Genomic DNA, 24,944 nt, shown 5'->3' on the forward strand with positions numbered 1-24,944 from the left:
TACGGCCTTCGCGCTGTCCGGACGGGCTCAGCGGTCCACGATCCGGTCGAACTGGGTGGTGGTGTGCCGCAGATGCGCCACCAGCTCGTCACCGACCTTCGGCTCGGGGGCGTCGGCGGGGACGAACAGGATGGACACCTGCATGTGCGGCGGCTCGGCGAACCAGCGCTGCTTGCCGCCCCAGACGAACGGCGAGAGGTTCCGGTTGACCGTGGCGAGCCCGGCCCGTGCGACACCCTTGGCCCGCGGCATGACGCCGTGCAGGGCCTTCGGGGCCTCCAGGCCCACCCCGTGCGACGTACCGCCCGCCACGACCACCAGGAAGCCGTCGGAGGCCGCCTTCTGCTGCCGGTAACCGAACCGGTCACCCTTCGCCACGCGTGTGACGTCCAGTACGGCACCGTGGTACTCGGTGGCCTCGTGGTCCCCCAGCCACAGCCGCGTGCCGATGCGGGCGCGGAACCGCGTCTGCGGGAACTGCTGCTGGAGCCGGGCCAGCTCGTCCGCCTTGAGATGGCTGACGAACATCGTGTGCAGCGGCAGCCGGGCCGCGCGCAGCCGGTCCATCCAGCCGATGACCTCCTCGACGGCGTCCGAACCGTCGGTGCGGTCCAGCGGCAGGTGGATGGCGAAGCCCTCCAGCCGGACGTTCTCTATGGCCTGGTGCAGCTGCGGCAGCTCCTGCTCGCTGACACCGTGCCGCTTCATCGAGGACATCACCTCGATGACGACACGGGCGCCGACGAGGCCGTACACGCCGTCGATCGACGACACCGAGCGCACCACCCGGTCGGGCAGCGGCACCGGCTCCTCGCCACGCCGGTACGGCGTCAGCACCAGCAGGTCACCGCCGAAGAAGTCCTTGATGCGCGCGGCCTCGTACGTGGTGCCGACGGCGAGCAGGTCGGCACCGAGCCGTGTGGCCTCCTCCGACAGCCGTTCGTGCCCGAAGCCGTAGCCGTTGCCCTTGCAGACCGGGACCAGCCCCGGGAACTGCTCCTGCACGTGCTTGTGGTGCGCACGCCAGCGCGCGGTGTCGACGTAGAGCGTGAGCGCCATGGCCGGACCCGGGACCTTTCTCGTGACTGCGGTGGATCGGTGAAGTGAGAACTGTGAAGGCTATGGAATCAAACGCCCGCGCCGCTCAGCGGCGCGACATGTAGATGTCGAGCGCCTTGTGGAGCAGCTTGTTCAACGGGAAGTCCCACTCGCCGAGGTACTCGGCGGCCTGGCCGCCGGTGCCGACCTTGAACTGGATGAGGCCGAAGAGGTGGTCGGTCTCGTCCAGCGAGTCGGAGATACCGCGCAGGTCGTAGACGGTGGCGCCGAGCGCGTAGGCGTCGCACAGCATCCGCCACTGCATCGCGTTGGACGGCCGGACCTCGCGGCCGATGTTGTCGGAGGCGCCGTAGGAGTACCAGACGTGCCCCCCGACGATCAGCATGGTCGCCGCGGACAGGTTCACCCCGTTGTGCCGGGCGAAGTACAGCCGCATGCGGTTGGGGTCCTCGGTGTTGAGGGCCGTCCACATGCGCTGGAAGTACGACAGCGGGCGGGGCCGGAAGTGATCGCGGACGGCCGTGATCTCGTACAGCCGCTGCCACTCGGCCAGGTCCTGGTAGCCGCCCTGGACGACCTCCACGCCGGCCTTCTCGGCCTTCTTGATGTTGCGGCGCCACAGCTGGTTGAAGTTCTTGTGGACCTCTTCCAGGGAACGGTTGGCCAGCGGCACCTGGTAGACGTAGCGGGGCTGCACGTCACCGAAGCCGGCACCGCCGTCCTCGCCCTGCTGCCAGCCCATGCGGCGCAGCTTGTCGGACACCTCGAAGGCGCGCGGCTCGATGAAGTCGGCCTCCAGGTCGCGCAGCCGCTTGATGTCCGGGTCCTGGATGCCCCGCTTGATGGTGTCCGCGTTCCAGCGCCGGATGATCACCGGCGGACCCATCTTCACGGAGAAGGCGCCCTGCTGCTTCAGGTGCGCCAGCATCGGCTGGATCCAGTCGTCCAGGTTCGGCGCATACCAGTTGATGACCGGGCCCTCGGGCAGGTACGCCAGATAGCGCTTGATCTTGGGCAACTGGCGGTAGAGGACCAGGCCGACGCCGACCAGCTGGCCGCTCTTGTCGAACCAGCCGAGGTTCTCCGAGCGCCACTCGGCCTTCACATCGGCCCATGCCGGGACCTGCATGTGGCTCGCCGCAGGCAGGCTCTGGATGAAAGCCAGATGTTGCTCACGGCTGATGGTCCTCAGGGTCAGGCTCATGTCGGGGCGCTCCTCGGGCTGGTGTGTCCCCATGGGTACAGGGGCTCCGGCTCTCGCGCCGAAGCCTACTGCGCCCCGCGAGCGCCCCGACTGGGCGTACGGGCCTTAGCCCGGACGGGTCAGTCAGATGAGCCCCCCGAACAGCCCGCCGTGTGCCATGCCGAGCAGGAAACCGATTCCCGAGGCACCGAGGCCCAGGATCAGACCGAAGCGCTCGCGAGTGGTCACGGAGATCCACTGTCCGTACACGCCGACCAGGAGCCCGGCCAGGCCGGCCCAGGACGTCAGCAGGTGGAGTCCGTGGAAGAACGACGTGATGAAGGACAGCAGCCCCAGGACCAGCGTCGCCGCCATGAGGGCGTCCTGGAGCGGATGGGACTTGCCGTCCGTCGCGAACAGGGATCCGGCTGTGTTGGGCTGCAATGCCTGTGCCATAGGGCACCTCCTGCGGAAGCGGCGCATGGTAGCGCCGTCGACACCCGATGCGTACAGATTGACGGCCTCGGCGGCAGGATTTCAACCGGAAGCGGGTGTGCGGGTAGTCTGTACCGTCTGCACGGTGTCTGCCCACACCCACCGGGTGCCCCTCGGGGCCCTCGACTGTCAGTGGTGGCCGATACCGTTGCGTACGCATCACAACCCTCCTGCCACGGAACGACCGTGGCCGCTGAGTCCGAAGGAGGTGGGTTCCACATGCGTCACTACGAGGTGATGGTCATCCTCGACCCCGATCTCGAAGAGCGTGCTGTCTCCCCGCTGATCGAGAACTTCCTGTCCGTCGTCCGTGACGGTGGCGGCAAGGTCGAGAAGGTCGACACCTGGGGCCGTCGTCGTCTCGCCTACGAGATCAAGAAGAAGCCCGAGGGCATCTACTCGGTCATCGACCTCCAGGCCGAGCCTGCGGTCGTCAAGGAGCTCGACCGCCAGATGAACCTGAACGAGTCGATCCTCCGGACCAAGGTCCTCCGCCCCGAGATGCACTGAGCTTCCGCTCAGCTGATCCCGGGACTCGAGTAGCAGCACCAAGCAGCCAGCAGCAAACCCGCCGAGAGGTTCCCCCATGGCAGGCGAGACCGTCATCACGGTCATCGGCAATCTTGTCGACGACCCCGAGCTGCGCTTCACCCCGTCCGGTGCGGCGGTCGCGAAGTTCCGTGTCGCGTCCACTCCCCGCACCTTCGACCGCCAGACGAACGAGTGGAAGGACGGCGAAAGCCTCTTCCTGACCTGCTCGGTCTGGCGTCAGGCGGCGGAGAACGTCGCCGAGTCGCTCCAGCGAGGCATGCGCGTCATCGTGCAGGGCCGGCTGAAGCAGCGGTCCTATGAGGACCGTGAGGGCGTCAAGCGCACGGTCTACGAGCTGGACGTCGAGGAAGTCGGCCCCAGCCTGCGCAATGCCACGGCCAAGGTCACCAAGACCGCCGGTGGTGGCGGCCGCGGTGGCCAGGGGGGCTACAGCGGCGGTGGCGGCGGCCAGCAGGGCGGCGGCTGGGGCGGTGGCTCCGGTGGCGCCCAGCAGGGTGCCGGCTCCGGCGCTCCGGCCGACGACCCCTGGGCGACCGGCACTCCCGCCGGTGGCAACCAGGCCGGCGGCGGCTGGGGCGGAAGCTCCGGCGGCAGCGGCAGCGGCAGCGGCGGCGGCTACTCGGACGAGCCCCCCTTCTAAGCCCTCGGGCTGAGGGTGGGCCGTACCCCAACTTCTTGATCACACAGGAGAAACACCAATGGCGAAGCCGCCTGTGCGCAAGCCGAAGAAGAAGGTCTGCGCATTCTGCAAGGACAAGGTCACGTACGTGGACTACAAGGACACGAACATGCTGCGGAAGTTCATTTCCGACCGCGGCAAGATCCGTGCCCGCCGCGTGACCGGCAACTGCACGCAGCACCAGCGTGACGTCGCCACGGCCGTCAAGAACAGCCGTGAGATGGCGCTGCTGCCCTACACGTCCACCGCGCGATAAGGGAAGGGTGACCCACTCATGAAGATCATCCTCACCCACGAGGTCTCCGGCCTCGGTGCCGCGGGCGACGTCGTCGACGTCAAGGACGGTTACGCTCGCAACTACCTGATCCCGCGGAAGTTCGCTATCCGCTGGACCAAGGGTGGCGAGAAGGACGTCGAGCAGATTCGTCGCGCTCGCAAGATCCACGAGATCCAGACCATCGAGCAGGCCAACCAGATCAAGGGCCAGCTCGAGGGCGTCAAGGTCACTCTGGCCGTCCGCTCCGGCGACTCCGGCCGTCTCTTCGGTTCTGTCACCCCGGCCGACATCGCTTCCGCGATCAAGGCTTCCGGTGGCCCCGAGGTCGACAAGCGCCGCGTCGAGCTGACCTCTCCGATCAAGACCCTGGGCGCCCACGAGACGTCCGTGCGTCTGCACCCCGAGGTTGCCGCCAAGGTCAGCATCGAGGTCGTCGCGGCCTGATCGCTGCGTGATCACTGTGCTCACCTGAGCAGCAGATGAAAGGGGCCGTACCCGTGACGGGTGCGGCCCCTTTCACCATGGCGGAAGTGCGGTGGCGCCGTGTTTCACGTGAAACGGTCAGCGGGCCGCGCCTGTCACGATCCAGCGGCCCGAGCGGGCACGGAGCCACAGGGTCAGCATGCGCACCGTCATCATCAGCGCCATCGCCGCCCAGACAGCGGTGAGTCCGCCGCCGAGAGCGGGCACCAGCAGGGCCGCCGGAGCAAACACCGCCAGGGTGACGACCATGGCCCAGGCAAGGTAGGGGCCGTCGCCCGCGCCCATCAGAACCCCGTCCAGGACGAAGACGATCCCGCAGACGGGCTGGGAGAGTGCCACCAGCAGCAGCGCCGGCAGGGCGACGTCCTGGACCGCGGGATCGCTGGTGAACAGCGGCAGAAACAGCGGCCGGGCGGCGACCACGAGCAGGCCGAGAACGACACCGGTCGCGATCCCCCACTGGATCATGCGGCGGCACGCCTCGCGTGCGCCTTCGGCGTCGTCGGCGCCGAGGTACCGGCCGATGATGGCCTGTCCAGCGATCGCGATCGCGTCGAGCGCGAAGGCCAGCAGGTTCCACAGCGACAGGGTGATCTGATGTGCGGCGATGTCGGCGTCACCGAGCCGTGCCGCGACGGCCGTGGCGATCATGATGATCGCCCTCAGGGACAACGTGCGGACGAGAAGAGGGACGCCTGCCCGGGCCGAGGCTTTGATGCCGGCGGCGTCCGGGCGGAGGGAAGCACCGTGCCGCCGGGCCCCGCGGACGACGACGGCCAGGTAGACGGCCGCCATCCCGCACTGCGCGATGACCGTGCCCCAGGCGGAACCGGCGATGCCGAGTCCGGCGCCGTAGACCAGCACCAGGTTCAGTCCGGCGTTGGCGACGAAGCCGCCGACCGCGACGTAGAGGGGAGTCCGGGTGTCGTGCAGGCCGCGCAGGACACCGGTGGCGGCCAGGACCCCGAGCATGGCGGGGATGCCCAGTGCGGAGATGCGCAGGTACGTCGTGGCGTACGGGGCCGCTGTGGCGGAGGCGCCGAAAAGGTCCACGATCACCGGGGCGAAGGGCAGGACGACGGCGATCACCGCGGCACCGAGCAGCAGCGCCAGCCAGATTCCGTCCATGCCTTGCCGGATGGCTGCCTGGAGATCACCGGCGCCCACGCGGCGGGCCACGGCGGCCGTGGTGGCGTAGGCGAGGAAGACGAAGATGCTCACGGCGGTCGTGAGGAGCGCCGAGGCAACGCCGAGACCGGCGAGCTGGGCGGTCCCGAGATGGCCGACGATGGCGCTGTCCGCCAGGACGAACAGGGGCTCGGCGACCAGGGCGCCGAAGGCCGGGACGGCCAGTGCGACGATGTCCCGGTCGTGCCGTCGCCGGGTGGCGCGGGGGGTCGCTGGAGCCTGTGTCATGCGCGTCAATCTAATCGTCCACAGGTAAGTGATGCAACTGGCTATTGATCCTTACTTGCGGTCTCATGGCGTGTCCTTTCGGGAACCGTTCGAAGCGATCTTGGCCCGATGGGGAAAGTTTTTCTTCTGCACAGCCAGTGGACGGCAAAAGTGCTGGTCAGCGGGCTCCTCTTGAGAGGATCGAGGGCTTGTTCACAGGGCTGTCCACCGGGTCGTGCACAGGTTTCGGCGAGTTCTCCACAGCATCGGGGCGGTCGTCCACATGGCCTGTGGATAACCAGATTGGCTGACGGTGCCGACGGGCCTACCGTGGTCCGGCGCCCGCTCCTTCCCGCGGCCCCGGAAGCATCCCTGTTCCGGCGCGGGAAACGTCACAAATCCGACGCAATCGAAGCGGAGTTGGGCCTCTTGGTTTGTCAGTGTCGTGCCGTACAAAAGACGTCACGGCGAGGTCCGCCGTGCGGACGGGAGGAGGTGGCTCGGTGAGCATTTCCGAGCCCTTGGACGATCCGTGGGCCGACAGCGGGCCCAGTGATCGTCTGCCGGCCTCCCGGCGGCGTGGTGACGGCGGCCGGGGCCGTGACGAACAGCACGACCGGGGCCGGGACAACGGTGCCTGGGAGGGTGCCGGCTCGTCGTTCGAGCGGGTGCCTCCCCAGGATCTGGATGCCGAGCAGTCGGTGCTGGGCGGCATGCTGCTGTCGAAGGACGCCATCGCCGATGTCGTGGAGATCCTCAAGGGCCACGACTTCTACAAGCCCGCGCACGAGACGATCTACCAGGCCATCCTGGACATCTACGCCAAGGGTGAGCCGGCGGACCCGATCACCATCGCCGCCGAACTCACCAAGCGCGGCGAGATCAACAAGGTCGGCGGGGCCGCGTATCTGCACACCCTCGTCCAGACCGTGCCGACGGCGGCCAACGCCGAGTACTACGCGGAGATCGTCCACGAGCGGGCCGTCCTGCGCCGCCTGGTCGAGGCCGGCACGCGCATCACGCAGATGGGATACGCGGCCGACGGCGACGTGGACGAGATCGTCAACAGCGCCCAGGCGGAGATTTACGCGGTCACCGAGCAGCGCACCAGCGAGGACTACCTGCCGCTCGGCGACATCATGGAGGGCGCCCTCGACGAGATCGAGGCGATCGGCTCACGCAGCGGTGAGATGACGGGCGTACCCACCGGGTTCACCGACTTCGACTCACTGACGAACGGCCTCCACCCGGGTCAGATGATCGTCATCGCGGCCCGCCCCGCCATGGGTAAGTCGACGCTCGCACTGGACTTCGCGCGGGCCGCCTCGATCAAGAACAACCTCCCGAGCGTCATCTTCTCTCTCGAAATGGGCCGCAACGAGATCGCGATGCGACTTCTGTCCGCCGAGGCCCGGGTCGCCCTGCACCACATGCGTTCCGGCACGATGACCGACGAGGACTGGACCCGGCTCGCCCGCCGCATGCCGGACGTCTCGGCCGCGCCTCTGTACATCGACGACTCCCCGAACCTGTCGATGATGGAGATCCGCGCCAAGTGCCGGCGCCTGAAACAGCGCAACGACCTGAAGCTGGTCGTCATCGACTACCTCCAGCTGATGCAGTCCGGCGGCTCCAAGCGCGCCGAGAGCCGTCAGCAGGAGGTCTCGGACATGTCCCGTAACCTCAAGCTGCTCGCGAAGGAGCTGGAGATCCCGGTCATCGCCCTCTCCCAGCTCAACCGTGGCCCCGAGCAGCGCACCGACAAGAAGCCGATGGTCTCCGACCTGCGTGAGTCCGGTTCCATCGAGCAGGACGCCGACATGGTCATCCTGCTGCACCGCGAGGACGCGTACGAGAAGGAGTCCCCGCGCGCGGGCGAGGCCGACCTGATCGTCGCCAAGCACCGTAACGGCCCCACCGCCACGATCACGGTCGCCTTCCAGGGCCACTACTCCCGTTTCGTTGACATGGCTCAGACCTGATCGGAACTCGTGTAGGTTTCCAGATTCCGTGGCCACTTTCCATCAGTGATGGCCACTGAGTGGCCAATGGGACACGGGGATGGAAATCATGCTCCGTGAACGAGTAGTTCCCCTCTTCGTGTACAGGACCTCCCCAGTAGTCGTCATCACGCCTTGCCGAGGCAGGACCCCAGCGTTTGGCGGCTGACGGGCCGCCTCGGGAAACGCGGGGTAGGTGGTCCGATGGGTACAGCGGTGGCCGCGCCGGTACGAGTGAGTGTCCGGCGCGCTGCGAGGCAGTGGTGGAGGACCTGGACTGGCTGTCGGTGCCGCTCGGGCTGCTTCGAGAGGCCCGGCCGTGGCGGACGTGGCGCTGGTACAAGGGGCAGCAGCACTATTCCGGCACGTATTGGTCCGCGACCGTGGGCGATCACGTGATCTACGAGTCGCGGCTGGAGCTGGGACGGCTGCTGTTCGCCGACTTCGCTCCGGAGGTGCGGCACATCGTCGCCCAGCCCTTCCTGCTCAAGGCCGACTTGGACCGCAAGGTCCGCAAGCACATCCCGGACTATCTGCTGCTGACGGACGACGGCCCGCTGGTCGTGGACGTCAAGCCGCGCCACCGGCTTCAGAAGCCCGGAGGTCGCCTTCACGTTCACTTGGACGCGGGAGGCGGTTATGTCGCGCGGGTGGCGGTACGAGGTGTGGAGTGAGCCGGAGCCGCACGTGTGGGAAAACGTCCGGTTCCTGGCCGGCTACCGCCGAGACTGGCTGTTCGACCCTGACTTGGTGGCGGCCTTGCAGGCCGTGGATCTGGACGGGATGTTGCTGGGCGACGCCTTCCGGCTGCTGCCCGAGCGTCCCCGGCCGCTGGTGAAGTCGGCAGTACTGCACCTGCTGTGGTCCGGCCATGTGATGACCGCGCTGGACCGGCCGCTGAGCGCGGGGCACGTGCTGCGGAGGACCGCATGAGTGGACTCGTGGTTCGAGGTGATCGCCCATCGCTTGCGGACACCCTTGAGCGACCTGCTGCCAGCTCTTGGCCTGGCCCGACGGGTCGAAGCCGGCGATTGCCACCGCGACATCCCAGCCCGCTGGGCGATCCTGCTCCGTGACAACGAAGCCGCCGGCATCTCTCACGCCACCGGCGTGAACCCCCAGGTTCTGCACGCGATGACGCTCGCACACTTCGACGGCCGAGCACTCAAGATCAAACGGGAAACGAGGCAGGTCAGCCGATGGCACCACTGGGGACGCCAGGCCGGATCACGCTTCTGCCCGGACTGCCTGGCCGAAACGAAGGGCCGGTGGAAGCTGAGCTGGCGGCTGGGCTGGATGTTCGCCTGCCTCGATCACAACCGCTTGCTCGCCGACGCGTGCTCCCAGTGCGATCAAATGCCTTGGAAACGGCTGCATCAGCAGCGCTATGTCCCGGAGCCGGGAACATGCGCCTTCCCAGGCCAGCGCGGAGAACCCGGCAGAAGGCACAAACGCTGCGGCTACCGACTCTCCGAGGTCGCAAGCATCGAGCTTGGGCCGAACCCATCACACGGCCCTGATCACGAGAGTCGGAAGACTGCGTCGCGAGATCGGACACCCACTCCTCATCCGCGCAACCACGGCGTCGCCAATGAAATTGACCCCGACCGGCGAAGCCGTAGTCGCAGCGATCCATGCGGCGACAGAATGAGGACTTGTCCGGTCGAGGCTAGTACGGCTGAAGGGGTTGGACTATCCGTTGTGTGCTTCGAGCTCGGTCGCCAGCGTCTGTTGGGTGGCCGCCCACGACGCCAGGAGCGCTACATTGTCAGCGGTCGGTGTGCCCGCGGGCGCGGTGTAGACGTTGAGGTGCAGGCCGGGTTCGGCGGGCAGTTCCAAGGGCTCGACGTCCAAGTCGAGCTGGCCCACGATCGGATGGCGCACACGCTTGCGGCCGGACCGGTGCAGCCGCACGTCCTGAGATGCCCATCGCTGCCGAAATAGCTCACTGCACGTTGACAGTTCGCCGACTAGGGCGATCAGCTCCTCGTCGTGCGGATTGCGGCCGGCTTCCATGCGTAGCTTCGCGGCCACGGCACCGGCAACTTGGTCGTAATCGACAAAGAAATCTCTGGCCGCCTCAGGGTTTAGATAGACGAACCGCGCTGTGTTCGCGGGCCGTCGCGGGTCGGCCAGCACCGGTGAATACAGCGCGCGAGCGAGTTGATTCATGGCAAGCACGTCATAACGGCCGTTACCGATCCAGGCCGGCGCATCGGAGATCACGTCGAGCACCTGCTGCAGCGTCGAGCGCACCGTCACGGCAGGCCTACGCCGGCGTGGGCCGCTGGGCGCCCTTGATTGGCGCGCGAGGTGGAACAGGTGGTCGCGCTCGGCCTCGTCGAGTTGCAAGGCAGAGGCCAACGCGCCGAGCACGCCATCGGAGGCACCGGCGAGGCTGCCGCGCTCCATGCGCACGTAGTAGTCGACCGATACCCCCGCCAGTAGCGCTACCTCCTCGCGGCGCAGACCTTTGACCCGACGCTTGCCGCCGTAAGCGGGCAGGCCCGCCTGCTCGGGTGCGATGCGGGCGCGACGCGAGCTGAGAAACTCCCGGATCTCGGCGCGTGGATCCATCGTGGCCATCCCCTCACCATAAGCCCGTCCACGCAGTCTACGGAGTACCCGTCGCGGTCGTCGCGATGCCGCCGTCTACCGGGATGATGGTGCCCGTGAGGTAGGACCCAGCCCGGCTGGCGAGAAACACGGCGATACCCGCCATGTCGTCGTCGTGGCCGAGCCGGCGCAGAGGGGCCGCCGCCGCGATCGTGTCGCCGACGGCATCGAGCGTGGACGCCGTCATCTGCGACGGGAACACTCCCGGTGCTACCGCGTTCACCGTGACGTGCTGTGGGCCCAGCTCTCTGGCAAGCACTCTGGTGAGTTGATGGAGTGCCGCCTTGCTGCTGGCGTACGAGTAGTTGGGCGACTGGGCGACGTGGATGCCGCCGGCGATACTGCCGATGTTGATGATCCGCGCGGGATCATCGGCGGTGCCCGCCCTGCGAAGTGCGGGGAGCAGCGCCTGCACCAGCCAGAACGGTGACTTGAGGTTGAGGTCGATCACTGTGTCCCAGGCCTCGTCCGGGAACGTCGCTAGCGGCTCCAGCCACATTGCTCCCGCGTTGTTGACAAGGATGTCCAGGCGTTCCGATTCGGCCTTGACAAGATCAGCGAGGCGCTGACACTCGTCGTGCCTGGACAGGTCGGCGGGGATTGCTTGAACGTCGCCAAATTTGGACAGTAGATGCTGTGCCTCCGCGCATGTGTCTGCGTTGCGTGAGCTGATGACGACGCGGGCGCCCGCCTGGAGAAGGCCGCGCGCTATCATCATCCCAATGCCCTTGGTACCGCCAGTGACAAGGGCGTACTTCCCACTCAGATCGAAAATTTCTGTGTGAGTGGTGAATTGGTTGTCCGCCATTGGTTTCCGTCCCTTCTGTCGTGGAACAATGCGCCGACACGGTCGCGCATTCGGGGCAGCTGAATTGAACTGATGGGGGTAAAGCTGCAGTGCGTGTCCATGTTGACAGGCGTTTGGGACGTCTGGGAGACCCTGGTGATACAGGTACTGTGAGAGCCCCCCTTGCCTGGCGCGCTGACTCACTGAGGAGTTCCCGGTCAGAATCAGGTAGCTCGGGGGACTGCTCCCGGTCGTTCACCTCTCTCAGCGCCGCGGCGACTCGATCGGTGAGATGCGGTGAGTCCAGATCGATCTGGCGCAGGGCGGCATGGTGCCGCGTGAGCACGTCTGCATAGTCGGTCGGCGCGATCTCTGATCCCACAGATTCGTAGTAGGTCCAGAGCGAGATGGCGAAGGCGTCACGCACATAGACTCGGGGCTCGACCCGAGGATCGAGCTCAGCCACCGGTGCGTCGACGTCGGCGAGACGGTGAGCAACCTCCACTTCGAACTCGGAACCAGCCAGATGCCCCGAAGGCGCGACCCGAGCGAGAACATCGCAAGGACCAGGCGCAGCGCGACGCGGTCCGAGTTGTGGATGACGATGGCATCGTCGACCTGAAGGCACGGCTCGGATGCGGTTGCCCGTCCTGCCGCAACTGCTCGGCGGAGTTCTAATGGCTCCATACCGTTCTCCCTCATCTTTGAGTACGCATACACGTCTGGGGACAACAGCGACGCCCCCGGTGTCTTCGTGAACATCATTCGGAGCCCAGACCCGGACCCGGCGATGAGCATCGCAAAGCAGGACCTGCACAGGCCGTGTGATTTTTTGTCCGCGGACGGAACGTGGGAGCTTCTGCTCCAGCAGGCCCAGGCCGCTGCCGACGCGGCAGATGGGATCGACTGGGGAATCTCGGTCGACTCCACCATCGTCCGCGCTCACCTACATGCGGCCGGCGCCCGCACGCAGACGCCTCTGGGCCCGTGCGCCGAGGAAAATGACACGCACCATGGGAATCCGGCACTGACACGATGCTGGAACGGTGCGCAAAGCCGCAGGTCACAGGAGTTGACGCTGAATCAGGTAATGGGAACCTACAACTCGCGGAGTCGCAGATTTCGGCCGTATCGGCCTGTGACGTGCGCCTGGTTGTCGCGCCCTCACCACCCCTACGCACGGCGGCGGACGCGACACTTCGCGGCCGCATCGTCCACGATGTCCTCACGCTCGCGTGGAAGCTTGCCGGCGTCGGTATTCCGCTGCCCTGGCCTCGTAGTCCCGGTGCTCCCGCGCATGGTCCGGGGGCAGGTGCGGCGCGTCCGGGGACGTGGTGGCGAAGAACCGTTCGAGCGCGTTGTTCGAACTCACGGCGAGTTCGCCGGATCGGGCGAACATCGCCGCTTCGTAGCGCGAGACTGCCTTGTCGAGGCTCGCCTCTTCCTTGACGGCGTGCGCGAGTTCGGCGCCGTCGAGCAGGGCGAGGTTCGCGCCGTGGCCACCGAAGGGGGCCATGGCGTGGGCGGAGTCGCCGATCAGAGTGACCCCGGGGACGCGGTCCCAGGTCAGCGGGGCGGGCAGTGCCCAGAAGGAACGCGGTACGTAGTCACCGTCGTTGTCGGTGAGCAGCGGCCGCATGGCCGAGGACCAGCCGCTGAACTCCCGCAGCAGACAGGACCGGACGGAGTCGCGGTCGGCGAGGTCCACGCCGGCCCTGACGTGCCAGTCAAGCTCGGCACGGAATGACACGTAGCCGCGGACCACGCCGTTGGCGTTCCGCTGAACTATGACCGCGCGGCCGTCGCAGTCGTTGGCGAACATGTGCCCGGCACCGACGATCTCGGCGATCTCGGGGTGCCGGGTGTCCACGGCGTCGAATCGGACGTCGAGGAAACAGACCCCCAGGTATTCCGGAACCGCGTCGGTGAGCAGGCGGCGAACCTTCGACCAGGTGCCATCGGCGCCGATCACCAGGTCCGCTTCCGCACTGGCGCCGTTGGCGAACTCCAGGCGGTGCACCCCCGTGCCGAGTGGTGTCGTCTTGACGAGTTCATGTCCCCAGCGGACCGTGCCGGGCCACAGGTGCTCGTGCAGCATGGTCCGTAGTTGGCCGCGGTCGATCTCGGGCGCTGCCCGGTCGCCCGCGGCGGGGCGGAACTCCCCCAGGACCGTGCCGTGGTGGTCCCGGCGGCTCTTGGCTTGGTCCTCGACGCGGGCCGACGCCAGGAAGGCGTCCATCAGCCCGGCATCCTCCAACGCGATCTGGCCGGAGTCGGCGTGCAGGTCGAGCGTTCCTCCCGCGTCGCGGGAGTCTGCGGCGGCATCGGCGTCGTACACCGTCGGCGCGATGCCGTGTCCTTGCAGGATCCGGGCACACATCAGCCCGGCGGGCCCGCCGCCGATGATGGCGATTCGGGGTGTGGTCGTCATGGTCCGCTCCTGTCGGTGGCGCTCTCTGATCTCATGCACCGTAGGTGTAGCCGCTCTGAAAGTGCAACCGATACACAAAAAGACCGGATCAATGTTTCTGTTAGGGTCGGGGCGTGACCGACATGGGGCGCCGTGAGCGCAAGAAGGCCGCCACCCGCCAAGCTCTGGCGGACGCGGCGCTGAGGCTGTTCCTGGAGCGCGGCTACGACGCGGTCGGCGTGCGAGAGATCGCCGAGGCCGCCGATGTCTCGGTGACCACGCTGTTCAAGCACTTCCCCGACGGCAAGGACGCGCTGGTCTTCGACCAGGACACCGATCGTGAGGCCGCGCTGGTCGCCGCCGTCCGCGACCGCCCGGTCGGCCGGTCGATCCCGCAGGCGCTGCGTCAGTTGCTGCGCGAGGAGAGTTCGCAGCGGGTCCGCGACGATCCCCGCTTCGCCGAATTCCTCCGCCTGATCGACACCACTCCGGTGCTGCGCGAGTACGCCCGCCGCATGTGGCTGCGCCACGAGAACGCCTTGGCCGCCGCGATCGCCGCCGACACCGGTCTGCCCGCCGACGATGCCGGCTGCCAGGCACTGGCCCACTTCGCCCTCGATGCCGTCACCCTCGTCCGGGGGCGGGAGGACACCGAGGCCGCCCTCGACCGGATCTTCTCCCTCCTCGACAAGGGATGGACAGGCACGGCAGAGGAATCCGGAGGACACACGGGCACTTGACCGCCCTGCCGCCCCCGGGTCGCATTCGGCTGCGTCAGCCAGGTGGGAAGAACGCGAGCATTTTTCGGCCGGCGTCCGGCGACATCAGGATTTCCTGAAAATGCGCGGACTGCCGGCCGGTGGCGCTGGTGTGTTCGAGCATCACGTGTTCGCATTCTCTGCCGGCGGCGCGAAAGTCGTCCGGGTGCCCGGTCAGCCCGAGGCCGAGCAGTGCGCTGTCGTGTAGCACCATGCTGACCCCTGCCCCACCGGCGGCATCAGGTGGGCGGCATCGCCGAGCAGCGTCACCCCGGTGCCGACGGCCAGGTCAGGCCGACCGGGGGGGATGATCGAGCGGGGCGGGATCGTGTCGTAGCAGGCGGCGATCAGTGCGGTGAACCGTGCGTCCCAGCCGGTGTAGAGGTCGATCATCGCCGCATCTCAAGGTGCCGCGCGGCCGAAGACCGACTGGCAGCGCTGTTCGAGCCCCTGCAGCCGCTGCTCATGCCGCGCCCCGGGCTCCGTGTCCTTTCCCCGGCTGTCGCGTCATCACGACGACGGTCCCGAGGCTCCGGCGCGCTCCGTCACGGGCAGGCACTCGGCGAGCAGGCCGATGATGTCGCGCCAGGCCCGCTTCGCGTGTCGCGGGTGGTAGCGGACACCGGGGACCACGGCCTGGTCGACGGGCGGGTGGTGGAAGGCGTGCAACGCCCCGCCGTAGACCACGAGGCGCCAGTCGACGGCCGCGGCCTGCATCTCGGCGGCGAACGCGTCGCGTTGTGCGGGCGGCATGATGGGGTCCTCCGACCCGACCCCGGCCCACACCGGGCAGCGGATGCGCGCCGCCTCGCCCGGTCGGCCCGTGGTCAGCGCGTTGACCGTACCGATGGCGCGCAGGTCGACGCCGTCGCGCCCGAGTTCCAGGCCGATGGCGCCCCCGGTGCCGTAGCCGATAGCGGCGATCCGGTCGGGGTCGGTCCGCGGTTCGGCGCGCAGCACGTCGAGCGCCGCGTGGCCGATTCCCCGCATCCGGTCGGGGTCGGCCAGCAGCGGCATGCACCGGGCCAGCATCTCCTCGGGGTCGCTCAAGTAGCGCCCACCGTGGAGGTCGAAGGCCAGCGCTACGTATCCCAGCTCGGCGAGCGCGTCGGCCCGGCGGCGTTCGACGTCGCTGAGCCCCGGGCCCTCCGGTCCGAGCAGCACCGCGGGCCGGCGGCCGACACCGGCGGGGAGTGCGAGGTGCCCGATCATCGTCAGGCCGTCGGCAGGGTACTCGACCGTGCGCGTGGTGACCGTCGCCATGAGACCGGACTGTAGTGATCGCCGAGCCCGGTCGGACCGGTCTTCACTGTCGGCAGAACACCGCGGGTGCGGACCCGCGTACCTCGCGGCGGCACATGGCCTGAGTGGCCATAGCCGCCAGGCGGGTGTCCGCCTGGCAGCGGCGTTCGCGTGGCAGCCCTCGGACTCGTCTCGGGTCTCAGACCAGTTCCGGCTGGGGTGCCGGTTGGGGGACCGGTGCGGTCTTCGGTTCCCACGGCCTGGTGGTCCGTACGTAGGCATAGATCACCGAGACCATCGCCAGAACGAGGAGTGGCCCGAACACCGACGGATGCCCGGCCATCTGCACCGGCAGATAGCGGTAGGACACCAGCAGAGCGGCGAAGACCGTCGTGCCGTAAGCGACCAGCTGGATTCCCGACCGGTCCCAGCCGCGTTCGAGCGAACGCAGCGCCGCCTCGATCGTGAGGGTGAACACCACGCCGGCGATGATGTCCGTGCCGTAGTGGTAGCCGAAACCCAGGGTGGCGCCGAGTGTGGCGATCAGCCAGAAGGTGCCGGCGAAGCGCAGAAGCCGCGGGCCCTTGCGGGAATGTATGAAGATCGCGGTAGCCCACGCGGTGTGCAGGCTCGGCATGCAGTTGCGCGGGGTGATCGCGTCGAACGCCATGTCGTGCGGGGTCGCCATGACCGGCGGTGTGTGCGGCCATTGGTCGGCCACCGCCCAGTGCCCGCCGTCCGCGCCGTAGGCGAAGATGGGTCCGACCACGGGGAAGAGCATGTAGATGCCGGGCCCCAGGAGGCCGATCACCAGGAAGGTGCGCACCAGATGATGGCGCGGGAATCGGCGCTCGGCCGCCACGTTGCGCAGCTGGTAGAGCGCGACGACGACCGCGGCCACCGCGAGCTGGATGTAGACGTAGTCGAGGACATGGTCGCCGATCGGGCCGGTGGCCCTGACGATCCGGCCTGCCACCCAGGACGGGTTGCCCAGCGCGTGATCGGCGGTCGCCACGTACTGGTCGAGCACCGTCGGCCGGGTCTTCGACGTGATGAGCAGCCAGGTGTCACCGGTCTTGCGGCCTGCCACCAGTAGCAGGCCCAGCCCGACGCCCTTCAGCAGCAGGACACGTTCCCGTCCGGTGCGGCGCGTGACAGCGATGACCGCGTAGCCCAGGACCACCCACAGCGCGCCGTTGCCGAAGCCCAGCTTGGCGTCGGCCGCCCAGCGCACCAGCAGGAAGACGACGTCGATGCCGATCGCGACACCAGCGGCGATCAACCGTTGTCGCCAGGTGAGTACGACCATCATCAAGCCCATGCTGGCGTACAGCAGGGGCCCCGATTTCGGGACGACGACGACTTCTTTCACCTGGTTGGTGATCGGCCCCGGCAGGCCGTAGCGACGAGCGGCGATCTCCAGCGCGATGAGGAACACGAGGGCCACCACGCCCGCTGTGGCCCACAGGAGGGGCCGTGGACGGCGCCACGCAGAAGATTTAATTCCGCGCATTATTCGTGACAATACCCGCGATGCCATAAGTATCAATGGTCCGGCCGATTTGATAGGGGTTGGTGGAATAGGTCACTCATCGTGCTGGCTGGCATGGTTTTCCGGTAAGGGCAGGTGATGGGAGCGATCGTCGTAAGTTAGAACATGTTATCGGAGTGGTGCGAGCGGGTTTCGTTGGTCGATCCGGTGAAGGCCGGTCGCTCCGGCGCTCATTGGCTCAACGCGCCGGAGATGACCATGGCACTGTCCGCCCCCGCCGGTACAGCCCCCCTTTTCGGTCCGTGCGTCCCGAGGCCATGCCCGCGCCGCACAGGTCCACATTCGACGTCCGGCGCCGCAACCGGTGGACTGTGCCCATGACGACATCTCAGGAAGCACTGCTCCCCGGCACCCGACGTGCCTTGCTGCACCGGATCGCTGTCGCACAGGCCGAGGGGCGGGCTCCCTCGCTCGTTGCCGCCGTCGTACGGAACGGACAGGCCGTGTGGCACGGGGCGCGGACCTCCGTGGACGGGCACGGGCCGGACGAGACCGTGCAGTACCGGATCGGCTCCCTCACCAAAATCTTCACCGCCGTGCTGGTGATGCGGCTGCGCGACGAGGGCGTGCTCGACCTCGGTGATCCGCTGGAGAGGCATCTGCCCGGCACCGGCGTGGGGGAGGCCACGATCGCGGAGCTGCTCGCGCACACCGCGGGGTTGGCGGCCGAATCACCCGCGCCGTGGTGGGAGCGCACCCCCGGTGCGCTGCGGCCCGCGCTGAGCGATGTGCTCGGTGACCAGCCCCTGCTGCACCCCGTCGGCCGGCGGTTCCACTACTCCAACCCCGGTTACACGGTGCTCGGCGCCCTGGTGGAGGAGCTGCGCGGTGCTTCCTGGGAGAAGGTGCTGCATGACGAGGTCCTGGAGCCACTGGGCCTGCACCGGACGAGCGCGCGGCCGCGGGCCCCGCATGCGGGTGGCTGGGCGGTGCACCCGTGGGCCGACGCCCTGCTGCCCGAGCCGCTGGAGGACCTGGGCCGGATGGCCCCGGCCGGCCAGCTCTGGTCGACCACGGGGGACCTGGCGAGGTTCGCCGCCTTCTTGGCCCGGGGGGACGACCGGGTCCTAAGGGCGGAGTCGGTACGGGAGATGCGCACCCCCGCGGCACCCATCGAGGCCGCGGACGTGATGGACGGGGCCACCTACGGCCTGGGGATGCAGATCCAGCGTCGCGACGGCCGGCTCCTGGTCGGGCACTCCGGTTCCCTGCCGGGATTCCTGGCGAACCTCACCCTCAGCGTGGAGGACGACGTGGCCGCGGTGCTCCTCGCCAATTGCACCAGCGGACCGCTGCTGGGTGCGGTGGGCGCCGACCTCGTCCGGATCGTCGCCGAGGCGGAGCCGCGGATCCCCGAGCCCTGGCGGCCCCTGCGGGAGGTGGATCCGGCGGTGCTGGAGCTGGCGGGGCAGTGGTACTGGGGCACGCATGCCTTCGCCCTGCGGGCGACCGCCGACGGTCCTCTCTTGCTGGCACCGCTGACCGGTGGCGGCCGTCGTGCCCGCTTCCGCGCGAACGGCGACGGCACGTGGACTGGCGTGGAGGGCTACTACGCCGGTGAACTGCTGCGGCCGGTACGGCGTCCCGACGGAACTCTGAGCCACCTCGATCTCGGCTCGTTCGTGTTCACACGGCAGCCGTACGATCCTGCGGCACCCGTGCCCGGCGGGGTCGACGCGGAAGGCTGGCGGGGCATCGGCTAGCCCTGGGGTCCGAGGGGTGTGTTTCACGTGAAACACACCCCCTTGCTCGATTTCCGGCCCTCGCGTCCGGCCGGTAAGGCGGTCAGAGGCGCAGTTTGAAGCCCTCGTGCGACGCGGCGAAGCCCAGCCGCTCATAGAAGCGGTGGGCGTCGGTGCGCGACTTGTCGGACGTCAGCTGCACCAACTGGCAACCGAGCCGCCGGGACGTGTCGATCGCCCACTCGATCAGCAGGCTGCCCAGCCCGCTGCCGCGCTCGTCGGCGTGGATGCGTACCGCTTCGATGAGCGCGCGGGTGGCTCCCTTGTGCGAGAGGCCAGGGATGATCGTGAGCTGGAGGGTCCCGATCACACGGTCTTCGCGCACCGCCACGACGAGGTGCTGGTTCGGGTCGGCGTCGAGCCGCTCCAGTGCGGCCCGGTACGGCGTCAGATCGTCGGGGGACTCACGCTGAGCGCCCAGCGGATCGTCGGCGAGCATGGCGACGATCGCCGGGAGGTCACCGGCGGTCGCGTCCCGTATGTCAAGATCTCCCATGCCCGCACCCTATGCGGGCACGTTAAGGGACTCCACCGCGCGGACCAGCGGCGCCAGTTCGGCGTTCTTGGAGGCCTCGTCCAGGGCCTCGCGCAGGGCGGCGTCATTGGTGGGCCGCGCCTCGCCCAGCAGGCGCAGGCCCGCTGGAGTGACGTTGGCGTAGATGCCGCGCCGGTCGGTGGGGCACAGGTACCGCTCCAGCAGGCCGCGGTCCTCCAGCCGGGTCACCAGGCGGGTGGTGGCGCTCTGGCTGAGCACGACCGCGTCGGCGACCTGCTTCATCTGGAGGTGCCCGCCCTCGCCGTCGTGCTGCCGGCTGAGCACGTCGAGCAGGGAGTACTCGCGCACGCTCAGGTCGTGTCCGGCCTGTAGAGCGCGCTCGATGTGCGCCTCGATCCTTCCGTGCAGCGCAGAAAGGGCGCACCACCCCTGGGCGAGCGCGGTGAGCGCGGGGTCCGTCGCTGTCATGGGCGTTTCCTCCGTCCCGGAGCTGCTGCACCACCAGGATAGGGCACGTACGCAACATACGGCGTTTGCAAGTAACCCGCGTGTGCAACTATTGTGGACGAACGCAAAGCGCTCCTGCAATCGTCTGGGAAGGTGTCCCCCCATGCCTCTCGCGCTTCTGGCCCTCGCGATCGGGGCCTTCGGAATCGGAACGACCGAGTTCGTGATCATGGGCTTGCTGCCCGAGGTCGCGGGCGACTTCGGGGTCTCCATCCCCACGGCGGGACTGCTCGTGACGGGCTACGCGCTCGGCGTGGTCGTCGGTGCCCCATTGATGACCGTCCTCGGCACCAAGGTCCCGCGCAAGCGGATGCTGATGCTGCTGATGGGCCTGTTCATCGCCGGCAACCTCCTCTCCGCCGTGGCCCCGGCCTTCTCCGTCATGCTGATCGGACGCGTGGTCGCCTCGCTCGCCCACGGCGCCTTCTTCGGCATCGGCTCCGTCGTGGCCGCCGAGCTGGTCGCGCCGCACAAGAAGGCCGGCGCCATCGCCATGATGTTCACCGGTCTCACCGTGGCCAACGTCGTCGGCGTCCCGCTGGGCACACTCGTCGGACAGACCGCCGGCTGGCGTGCCACCTTCGGCATCGTCGCCGCCCTCGGCGTCATCGGTCTCGCCGGCATAGCCAAACTCGTGCCGGACCTGCCGCGCCCGCACGGCGTCCAGCTGCGGCACGAGCTGGCCGCCTTCAAGAACACCCAGGTCCTGCTCGCCATGGCGATGACCGTTCTCGGCTTCGGCGGTGTCTTCGCGGCCATCACCTACATCGCGCCGATGATGACCCACGTCACCGGCTTCGCCGACGGCTCGGTCACCTGGCTGCTGGTCCTCTTCGGCCTGGGCATGGTCGGCGGCAACCTCCTCGGCGGCAGGTTCGCCGACCGCGCCCTCATGCCGATGCTGTACGTCTCGCTGGGCGCCCTGGCCGTCGTCCTCGCTCTCTTCACGTTCACCGCCCACAACAAGGTCGCGGCTGCGGTGACCATCGCGCTGATCGGCGCCCTCGGCTTCGCCACCGTGCCGCCGCTGCAGAAGCGCGTCCTCGACCAGGCCCACGGCGCCCCGACGCTCGCGTCGGCGGTGAACATCGGCGCCTTCAACCTGGGCAACGCCCTGTCCGCCTGGCTCGGCGGTCTCGTGATCGCGGCCGGCTTCGGCTATACGGCCCCCAACTGGGTCGGCGCCGTCCTCGCCACCGCCGCTCTGGTCCTCGCCGTCCTCTCGGCCGCCCTGGAGCGTCGAGACGGCGCACGCACCACCGCGGTCGCCTCCGGCACCGCCTCCGGGCAGCGGACGTCCGTTCATCACTGAGCCGTCCGGCAAATCGGACACCCGTTACCGGGGCGTGCCCCCGGTACGGCAGACATCCACCTCAGCACCACCAAGGAGACAGTTCCATGAGCACCACCGCCGTCGCCCCGCTGACCATTGAGGACGCCGAGCTGCTCATCGGCACGGCCCGCCGAGTGGCCGAGGACGCCGGAGTCCCCGTCAGCGTCACCGTCCTGGACGCCGGGGGCAACCTGCTCGCCTTCCGCCGGGACGACCGGGCCGTGCTGATCTCCGGTGAGACCAGCACCCGCAAGGCCTACACGGCGCTCCAGCTGAACGCGCCCACCGCCGGCCTCGTCGATGCCGTCCAGCCCGGCGGCCTCTTCCACACGCTGCCCACGGCGCTGGACCGGCCCCTGCTGTTCATAGCCGGCGGTGTCCCCGTCCACCGGGACGGCCGGCTGATCGGCGCCATCGGTGTCGGAGGCGGCGCACCGGAGCAGGACCACGGCTTCGCCACCGCGGCGGTGGAGGCACTCGGCTGAGCACCCGGCCGTAGTGAATGACGCGGGCCCCCCCGCTTCGAGCGGCGGGGCCCACGTGCGTCGTACGGTGGTTCAGCCCGCGGCCACCGTCAGTGGCGCGAACCGCCGGGTCCAGTCCCCCGGGAGATCCGTGATGCCGTAGGTCATCACGGCGTTGAAGGCCACAGAGGCCAGCCCACGTGACTTCGCCCACGCCAGCAGCTCTTCGTGGCGCACGTCGATGTCGGTGCGCAGCGGACGGTCCGTGCGGGCCGCCAGCGAGGCGATGAGCGCCTGGGCGGTCTCGGTGTCCCGGGCGACCAGCGGACCGATGACGTGAGTGTCCATGTTGGGCCATGCGGCCGTGTAACCGATGAGCCGGCCACCCTCCTCGGCCACGCGCAGCTGATCGGCGAAGGCGGGCAGCCGGGTGATGAGGGGTGTGCGGTCGGTGCCGAACACCTCCTCGTCGAGACGCAGGATCGCCTGGAGATCGTCCGCCGTGGCGGCACGGGTGGGGATCCTCGGCTCGGTCCCGCCCGGAACGAAGCCGCCCGTGAGCATCTCCGCCCGGCCCGTCACCTTGAAGCCCAGCTCCTCGTACAGGGGGCGGCCGCAGGGCGTGGCGTGCAGGGTCAGTGGTGTGGCTCCCATGGCCGACATGACGTGCTGCATCAAGCGGCGGCCGACGCCCCGGCGGGCGTGGCGTCCGGCCACCAGGACCATGCCGACCGCGCCGAGATCCGGCTGCCCCCACGGGCCGTACTCCGTGACCACGCACGCGGCGACGAGGCCGCCCGCGGGGTCGTCGATGCCCAGGCCCTTCCCGGCCGTGAGCAGGAAACCCCACTTGTGTTCCTCGCGGGGCCACCCCCGGTCTTCGGACAGATCGGCGCACGCGGTGAGGTCGCGAAGCGTCAGGCGGCGGATGGGCAGAGCGGCGAGCGGAGGAGTCGGCACGCAGGTCAGGCTGTCCGACCGGGACCCTCGCCGTCCACCCGTTTCGATGCGGACGCACGTGCTTTTGGCCATCTCGTGGTCTTGTGGACAGCACGGGGACAGCTGCAGGTGTTTCACGTGAAACATAGACAGCCAACGAGCCTTACGTCATCACCGTCTTCCTGTTCGACGGGGCATGGGCGGACCGCGCGGTGGACGGCGCCTTGTTCGGGGGAAGCAGCCTGCGGGGCCGCCCGGGATGATCCCCAGTGGCACCGACGCGCTGCGGGACGCCGGAATCCCGCCGAGCCGCATACGGCACGACGCGGTGGAGGAGCGGCTCGTCACCGCGGACTGACCGTGTCAGCCGAGGTCGGGGGCGTGCATGGCGCGCACCCCCTCGATGTTGCCGTCGAGGTAGTGACGCAGGGACAGCGGGACGAGGTGGACGGAGGCGATGCCGACGCGGGTGAACGGGACGCGGACGATCTCGTACTCCCCGGCCGGCTCCTCCACTTCGGGGCCGTGACGCAGCGAGGGGTCCATGGACTCCAGTCGGCAGACGAAGAAGTGCTGTACCTTCACGCCGGTCGTGCTGCTGTCCTCGCCGATGTGCTCGACGGTGTCCACGAAGCACGGCACGACATCGGCGATCTTGGCGCCGAGTTCCTCGTACACCTCGCGGTGCAGGGCGTCCACGACGGTTGAGTCCCCGGGCTCGACTCCGCCACCAGGGGTGACCCAGTAGGGATCGACACCGGGTTTGGTGCGCTTGATGAGGATCAGGTCGTCACCGTCCAGGAGAACGGCACGGGCGGTGCGCTTGACCACGGGTCGGACGGTCATGGGAGGAATGTGGCCCCGCTGGTTCCGCGTGAAACATCGCAAAGCGCCACGACATGACCGCAGCGCGTGCATGCCCGGCCGTCCGGCGTCAGTACCAGATCGTGGCGGCACGCTGGAGCCACTCGTAAGCCCGGGCTACAAGGGGCAGGGCGAGGGTGCCGGTGCGTACCACCAGGAAGTACGTGCGCAGCGGTGGGACCGCCGGATCGTGCAGGGCGACGATGGTGCCCTGGCGGAGGGCCGGAGCACACAGATAGCGGGGCAGCACCGCCAGCCCGGCTCCCGCGATCGCGCAGGAGAGGACGGCTCGCAGATCGGGGACGACGACCGTGCCCGAGGCGGTTGGGCGGGAGTCGAAGACGGAGGCCCAGTAGCGTGCGACGAACGGCAGCGACTCGTGGACCTCGACGACGGGCAGGTGATCGAGGGCCGGCGCGCCTTTCAGCCGCAGCGTTTCCGAGCCGATGCGGTCGGCCCAGTGCGGCGCGGCGACCAGGACGTGCTCCTCGTCGCAGAGCGGAGTGGCGCTGAGCAGGGCGCCCCGTGGCCGGGCCGTGCTGATGGCCAGGTCGTGGTGGCCGGAGGCCAGTCCCTCCAGCACCTCCTCGGCGGTGCCGAAGGAGGCGCGCAGTGCCAGAGGGCGGCCGTCCTCGCCGGTCAGCCCCGTGAGGGCGGGCAGGGCACGTTCGGCGGTGAACTCCGGGGGTCCGGCCAGGTGCAGCGTCCGCGGCGAGGACTCCTCGTCCAAGCCGCTCTCGGCTATCTCCACCAGGGCGTCGAGATGCGGTGCGGCCTTGTGCGCGAGTTCGTCACCGATGGTCGTCGGGATGACGCCGCGTGCCTGGCGAAGGAAGAGGGGTCTGCCCAGTTGCCGTTCGAGCGTGCGGATCTGCGAGGTGACAGCGGGCTGGGAGAGGCCGAGCAGGGCGGCGGCGCGAGTGAAGGAACCGGCCCGGTGCACGGTGACGAAGGTCCGCAGCAGGGCCAGATCCATGGCATGCCTCCCTGTACCTGCCTCTCCGGCCCCCGGGCAGGCACCAACTATAAATATGTCGATAGGCTCCTGTCGCTAGCGTGATTGGACACTGACGCAGAGTCAACTAGCCTTATTCACGCGGCTCTTCTCGAG

27 protein-coding genes and 3 pseudogenes are annotated in these 24,944 nt (G+C 68.5%); 13 read left to right on the forward strand and 17 right to left on the reverse strand.

The features are described 5' to 3' along the window. Positions 1-27: 27 nt before the first annotated feature. The 3 genes from ACGFT1_RS10455 to ACGFT1_RS10465 all read right to left on the reverse strand — a co-directional run bounded on the left by ACGFT1_RS10455 (position 28) and on the right by ACGFT1_RS10465 (position 2,698). Positions 28-1,059 (reverse strand): alanine racemase, encoded by a 1,032-nt coding sequence (locus ACGFT1_RS10455; RefSeq protein WP_356819118.1) that lies wholly within the window; start codon positions 1,057-1,059, stop codon positions 28-30. 85 nt (positions 1,060-1,144) lie between these two features. Continuing rightward, entirely contained in the window at positions 1,145-2,263 is a 1,119-nt protein-coding gene (locus ACGFT1_RS10460; RefSeq protein WP_373908603.1) for a lipid II:glycine glycyltransferase FemX, read from the reverse strand. A gap of 123 nt (positions 2,264-2,386) precedes the next feature. Beyond that, positions 2,387-2,698: a hypothetical protein gene (locus tag ACGFT1_RS10465; RefSeq protein ID WP_373908604.1), complete on the reverse strand. Its 312-nt coding sequence runs from the start codon at positions 2,696-2,698 to the stop codon at positions 2,387-2,389. Positions 2,699-2,956: 258 nt separating this feature from the next. Between ACGFT1_RS10465 and rpsF the strand changes: the two genes are divergently transcribed. From rpsF to rplI, 4 genes are all read left to right on the forward strand, one after another. Continuing rightward, positions 2,957-3,247, forward strand: coding sequence for a 30S ribosomal protein S6 (rpsF, locus tag ACGFT1_RS10470; RefSeq protein WP_121787906.1), 291 nt, complete (start codon positions 2,957-2,959; stop codon positions 3,245-3,247). Between the two features lie 76 nt (positions 3,248-3,323). Continuing rightward, a complete protein-coding gene (locus tag ACGFT1_RS10475; protein ID WP_373908605.1) occupies positions 3,324-3,929 on the forward strand; it encodes a single-stranded DNA-binding protein in 606 nt (201 codons plus the stop codon). Positions 3,930-3,987: 58 nt separating this feature from the next. Continuing rightward, positions 3,988-4,224 carry a 30S ribosomal protein S18 gene (gene rpsR, locus ACGFT1_RS10480; protein ID WP_003949403.1) on the forward strand — a complete coding sequence of 79 codons (237 nt, stop codon included), beginning with the start codon at positions 3,988-3,990 and terminating at the stop codon, positions 4,222-4,224. Positions 4,225-4,242: 18 nt separating this feature from the next. Continuing rightward, positions 4,243-4,689, forward strand: coding sequence for a 50S ribosomal protein L9 (rplI, locus tag ACGFT1_RS10485; RefSeq protein ID WP_356819125.1), 447 nt, complete (start codon positions 4,243-4,245; stop codon positions 4,687-4,689). A 117-nt stretch (positions 4,690-4,806) separates the two neighbouring features. Here rplI and ACGFT1_RS10490 read toward each other — a convergent pair whose 3' ends face one another. Continuing rightward, complete coding sequence (locus ACGFT1_RS10490) at positions 4,807-6,144, reverse strand: MATE family efflux transporter (protein ID WP_373908606.1); 1,338 nt, start codon at positions 6,142-6,144, stop codon at positions 4,807-4,809. Positions 6,145-6,626: 482 nt separating this feature from the next. On the opposite strand from ACGFT1_RS10490, the gene dnaB reads away from it, so the two are divergent. From dnaB to ACGFT1_RS10510, 4 genes and pseudogenes are all read left to right on the forward strand, one after another. After that, positions 6,627-8,105 carry a replicative DNA helicase gene (gene dnaB / locus ACGFT1_RS10495; protein WP_373908607.1) on the forward strand — a complete coding sequence of 493 codons (1,479 nt, stop codon included), beginning with the start codon at positions 6,627-6,629 and terminating at the stop codon, positions 8,103-8,105. Between the two features lie 281 nt (positions 8,106-8,386). Next, positions 8,387-8,797 carry a TnsA-like heteromeric transposase endonuclease subunit gene (locus ACGFT1_RS10500; protein ID WP_373908608.1) on the forward strand — a complete coding sequence of 137 codons (411 nt, stop codon included), beginning with the start codon at positions 8,387-8,389 and terminating at the stop codon, positions 8,795-8,797. Positions 8,798-8,810: 13 nt separating this feature from the next. After that, complete coding sequence (locus tag ACGFT1_RS10505) at positions 8,811-9,056, forward strand: hypothetical protein (RefSeq protein ID WP_373908609.1); 246 nt, start codon at positions 8,811-8,813, stop codon at positions 9,054-9,056. After that, positions 9,057-9,440: pseudogene (locus ACGFT1_RS10510) on the forward strand (TniQ family protein); the annotation flags it as partial. Positions 9,441-9,815: 375 nt separating this feature from the next. Here ACGFT1_RS10510 and ACGFT1_RS10515 read toward each other — a convergent pair. The 3 genes and pseudogenes from ACGFT1_RS10515 to ACGFT1_RS10525 all read right to left on the reverse strand — a co-directional run. Next, entirely contained in the window at positions 9,816-10,700 is an 885-nt protein-coding gene (locus tag ACGFT1_RS10515) for a helix-turn-helix transcriptional regulator (RefSeq protein WP_373908762.1), read from the reverse strand. 37 nt (positions 10,701-10,737) lie between these two features. Continuing rightward, entirely contained in the window at positions 10,738-11,547 is an 810-nt protein-coding gene (locus ACGFT1_RS10520; protein ID WP_373908610.1) for an SDR family oxidoreductase, read from the reverse strand. Between the two features lie 130 nt (positions 11,548-11,677). Then, a pseudogene (locus tag ACGFT1_RS10525) lies at positions 11,678-12,213 on the reverse strand (aminoglycoside phosphotransferase family protein); the annotation flags it as partial. Between the two features lie 151 nt (positions 12,214-12,364). Between ACGFT1_RS10525 and ACGFT1_RS10530 the strand changes: the two are divergent. Further along, positions 12,365-12,493, forward strand: a pseudogene (locus tag ACGFT1_RS10530) (IS5/IS1182 family transposase); the annotation flags it as partial. Positions 12,494-12,751: 258 nt separating this feature from the next. On the opposite strand, the gene ACGFT1_RS10535 reads toward ACGFT1_RS10530, so the two are convergent. Beyond that, complete coding sequence (locus ACGFT1_RS10535; protein ID WP_373908611.1) at positions 12,752-13,957, reverse strand: FAD-dependent oxidoreductase; 1,206 nt, start codon at positions 13,955-13,957, stop codon at positions 12,752-12,754. 122 nt (positions 13,958-14,079) lie between these two features. On the opposite strand from ACGFT1_RS10535, the gene ACGFT1_RS10540 reads away from it, so the two are divergent. Continuing rightward, positions 14,080-14,676 (forward strand): TetR/AcrR family transcriptional regulator, encoded by a 597-nt coding sequence (locus ACGFT1_RS10540; protein WP_373908763.1) that lies wholly within the window; start codon positions 14,080-14,082, stop codon positions 14,674-14,676. A gap of 34 nt (positions 14,677-14,710) precedes the next feature. Here the strand turns inward: ACGFT1_RS10540 and ACGFT1_RS10545 are convergent, their stop codons facing one another. The 4 genes from ACGFT1_RS10545 to ACGFT1_RS10560 all read right to left on the reverse strand — a co-directional run bounded on the left by ACGFT1_RS10545 (position 14,711) and on the right by ACGFT1_RS10560 (position 17,449). Next, the gene (locus ACGFT1_RS10545; RefSeq protein ID WP_373908612.1) at positions 14,711-14,908 is read right to left on the reverse strand and encodes a hypothetical protein; all 198 of its coding nucleotides are present in this window, start codon (positions 14,906-14,908) and stop codon (positions 14,711-14,713) included. Continuing rightward, positions 14,869-15,087, reverse strand: a complete 219-nt coding sequence (locus ACGFT1_RS10550) for a hypothetical protein (RefSeq protein WP_373908613.1) — start codon at positions 15,085-15,087, stop codon at positions 14,869-14,871. Before ACGFT1_RS10550 ends, ACGFT1_RS10545 begins: the two co-directional genes overlap by 40 nt. A 117-nt stretch (positions 15,088-15,204) precedes the next feature. Continuing rightward, positions 15,205-15,957, reverse strand: coding sequence for a dienelactone hydrolase family protein (locus ACGFT1_RS10555; RefSeq protein WP_373908614.1), 753 nt, complete (start codon positions 15,955-15,957; stop codon positions 15,205-15,207). Positions 15,958-16,135: 178 nt separating this feature from the next. Continuing rightward, complete coding sequence (locus ACGFT1_RS10560) at positions 16,136-17,449, reverse strand: phosphatase PAP2 family protein (protein WP_373908615.1); 1,314 nt, start codon at positions 17,447-17,449, stop codon at positions 16,136-16,138. A gap of 356 nt (positions 17,450-17,805) precedes the next feature. Here ACGFT1_RS10560 and ACGFT1_RS10565 point away from each other — a divergent pair, with 356 nt between their 5' ends. Beyond that, a complete protein-coding gene (locus ACGFT1_RS10565; RefSeq protein ID WP_373908616.1) occupies positions 17,806-19,191 on the forward strand; it encodes a serine hydrolase domain-containing protein in 1,386 nt (461 codons plus the stop codon). 82 nt (positions 19,192-19,273) lie between these two features. Here the strand turns inward: ACGFT1_RS10565 and ACGFT1_RS10570 are convergent, their stop codons facing one another. Continuing rightward, positions 19,274-19,726 (reverse strand): N-acetyltransferase family protein, encoded by a 453-nt coding sequence (locus ACGFT1_RS10570; protein ID WP_373908617.1) that lies wholly within the window; start codon positions 19,724-19,726, stop codon positions 19,274-19,276. Between the two features lie 9 nt (positions 19,727-19,735). Continuing rightward, positions 19,736-20,194, reverse strand: a complete 459-nt coding sequence (locus tag ACGFT1_RS10575; RefSeq protein ID WP_373908618.1) for a MarR family winged helix-turn-helix transcriptional regulator — start codon at positions 20,192-20,194, stop codon at positions 19,736-19,738. Between the two features lie 142 nt (positions 20,195-20,336). Here ACGFT1_RS10575 and ACGFT1_RS10580 point away from each other — a divergent pair, with 142 nt between their 5' ends. Next, positions 20,337-21,545, forward strand: coding sequence for an MFS transporter (locus ACGFT1_RS10580; protein ID WP_373908619.1), 1,209 nt, complete (start codon positions 20,337-20,339; stop codon positions 21,543-21,545). A gap of 86 nt (positions 21,546-21,631) precedes the next feature. Then, positions 21,632-22,051, forward strand: a complete 420-nt coding sequence (locus ACGFT1_RS10585; RefSeq protein WP_373908620.1) for a heme-binding protein — start codon at positions 21,632-21,634, stop codon at positions 22,049-22,051. A 72-nt stretch (positions 22,052-22,123) separates the two neighbouring features. On the opposite strand, the gene ACGFT1_RS10590 is transcribed toward ACGFT1_RS10585, so the two are convergent. The 3 genes from ACGFT1_RS10590 to ACGFT1_RS10600 form a co-directional block, all read right to left on the reverse strand. Next, positions 22,124-22,990, reverse strand: coding sequence for a GNAT family N-acetyltransferase (locus ACGFT1_RS10590; protein WP_373908621.1), 867 nt, complete (start codon positions 22,988-22,990; stop codon positions 22,124-22,126). A 342-nt stretch (positions 22,991-23,332) separates the two neighbouring features. After that, the gene (locus tag ACGFT1_RS10595; protein ID WP_356819146.1) at positions 23,333-23,815 is read right to left on the reverse strand and encodes an NUDIX hydrolase; all 483 of its coding nucleotides are present in this window, start codon (positions 23,813-23,815) and stop codon (positions 23,333-23,335) included. Positions 23,816-23,903: 88 nt separating this feature from the next. Beyond that, positions 23,904-24,809: a LysR family transcriptional regulator gene (locus ACGFT1_RS10600; RefSeq protein WP_373908622.1), complete on the reverse strand. Its 906-nt coding sequence runs from the start codon at positions 24,807-24,809 to the stop codon at positions 23,904-23,906. Positions 24,810-24,944 lie beyond the last annotated feature (135 nt).

Origin of the sequence: Streptomyces sp. Y20 (genome assembly GCF_043195475.1) — a bacterium.
Lineage (GTDB): Bacteria > Actinomycetota > Actinomycetes > Streptomycetales > Streptomycetaceae > Streptomyces.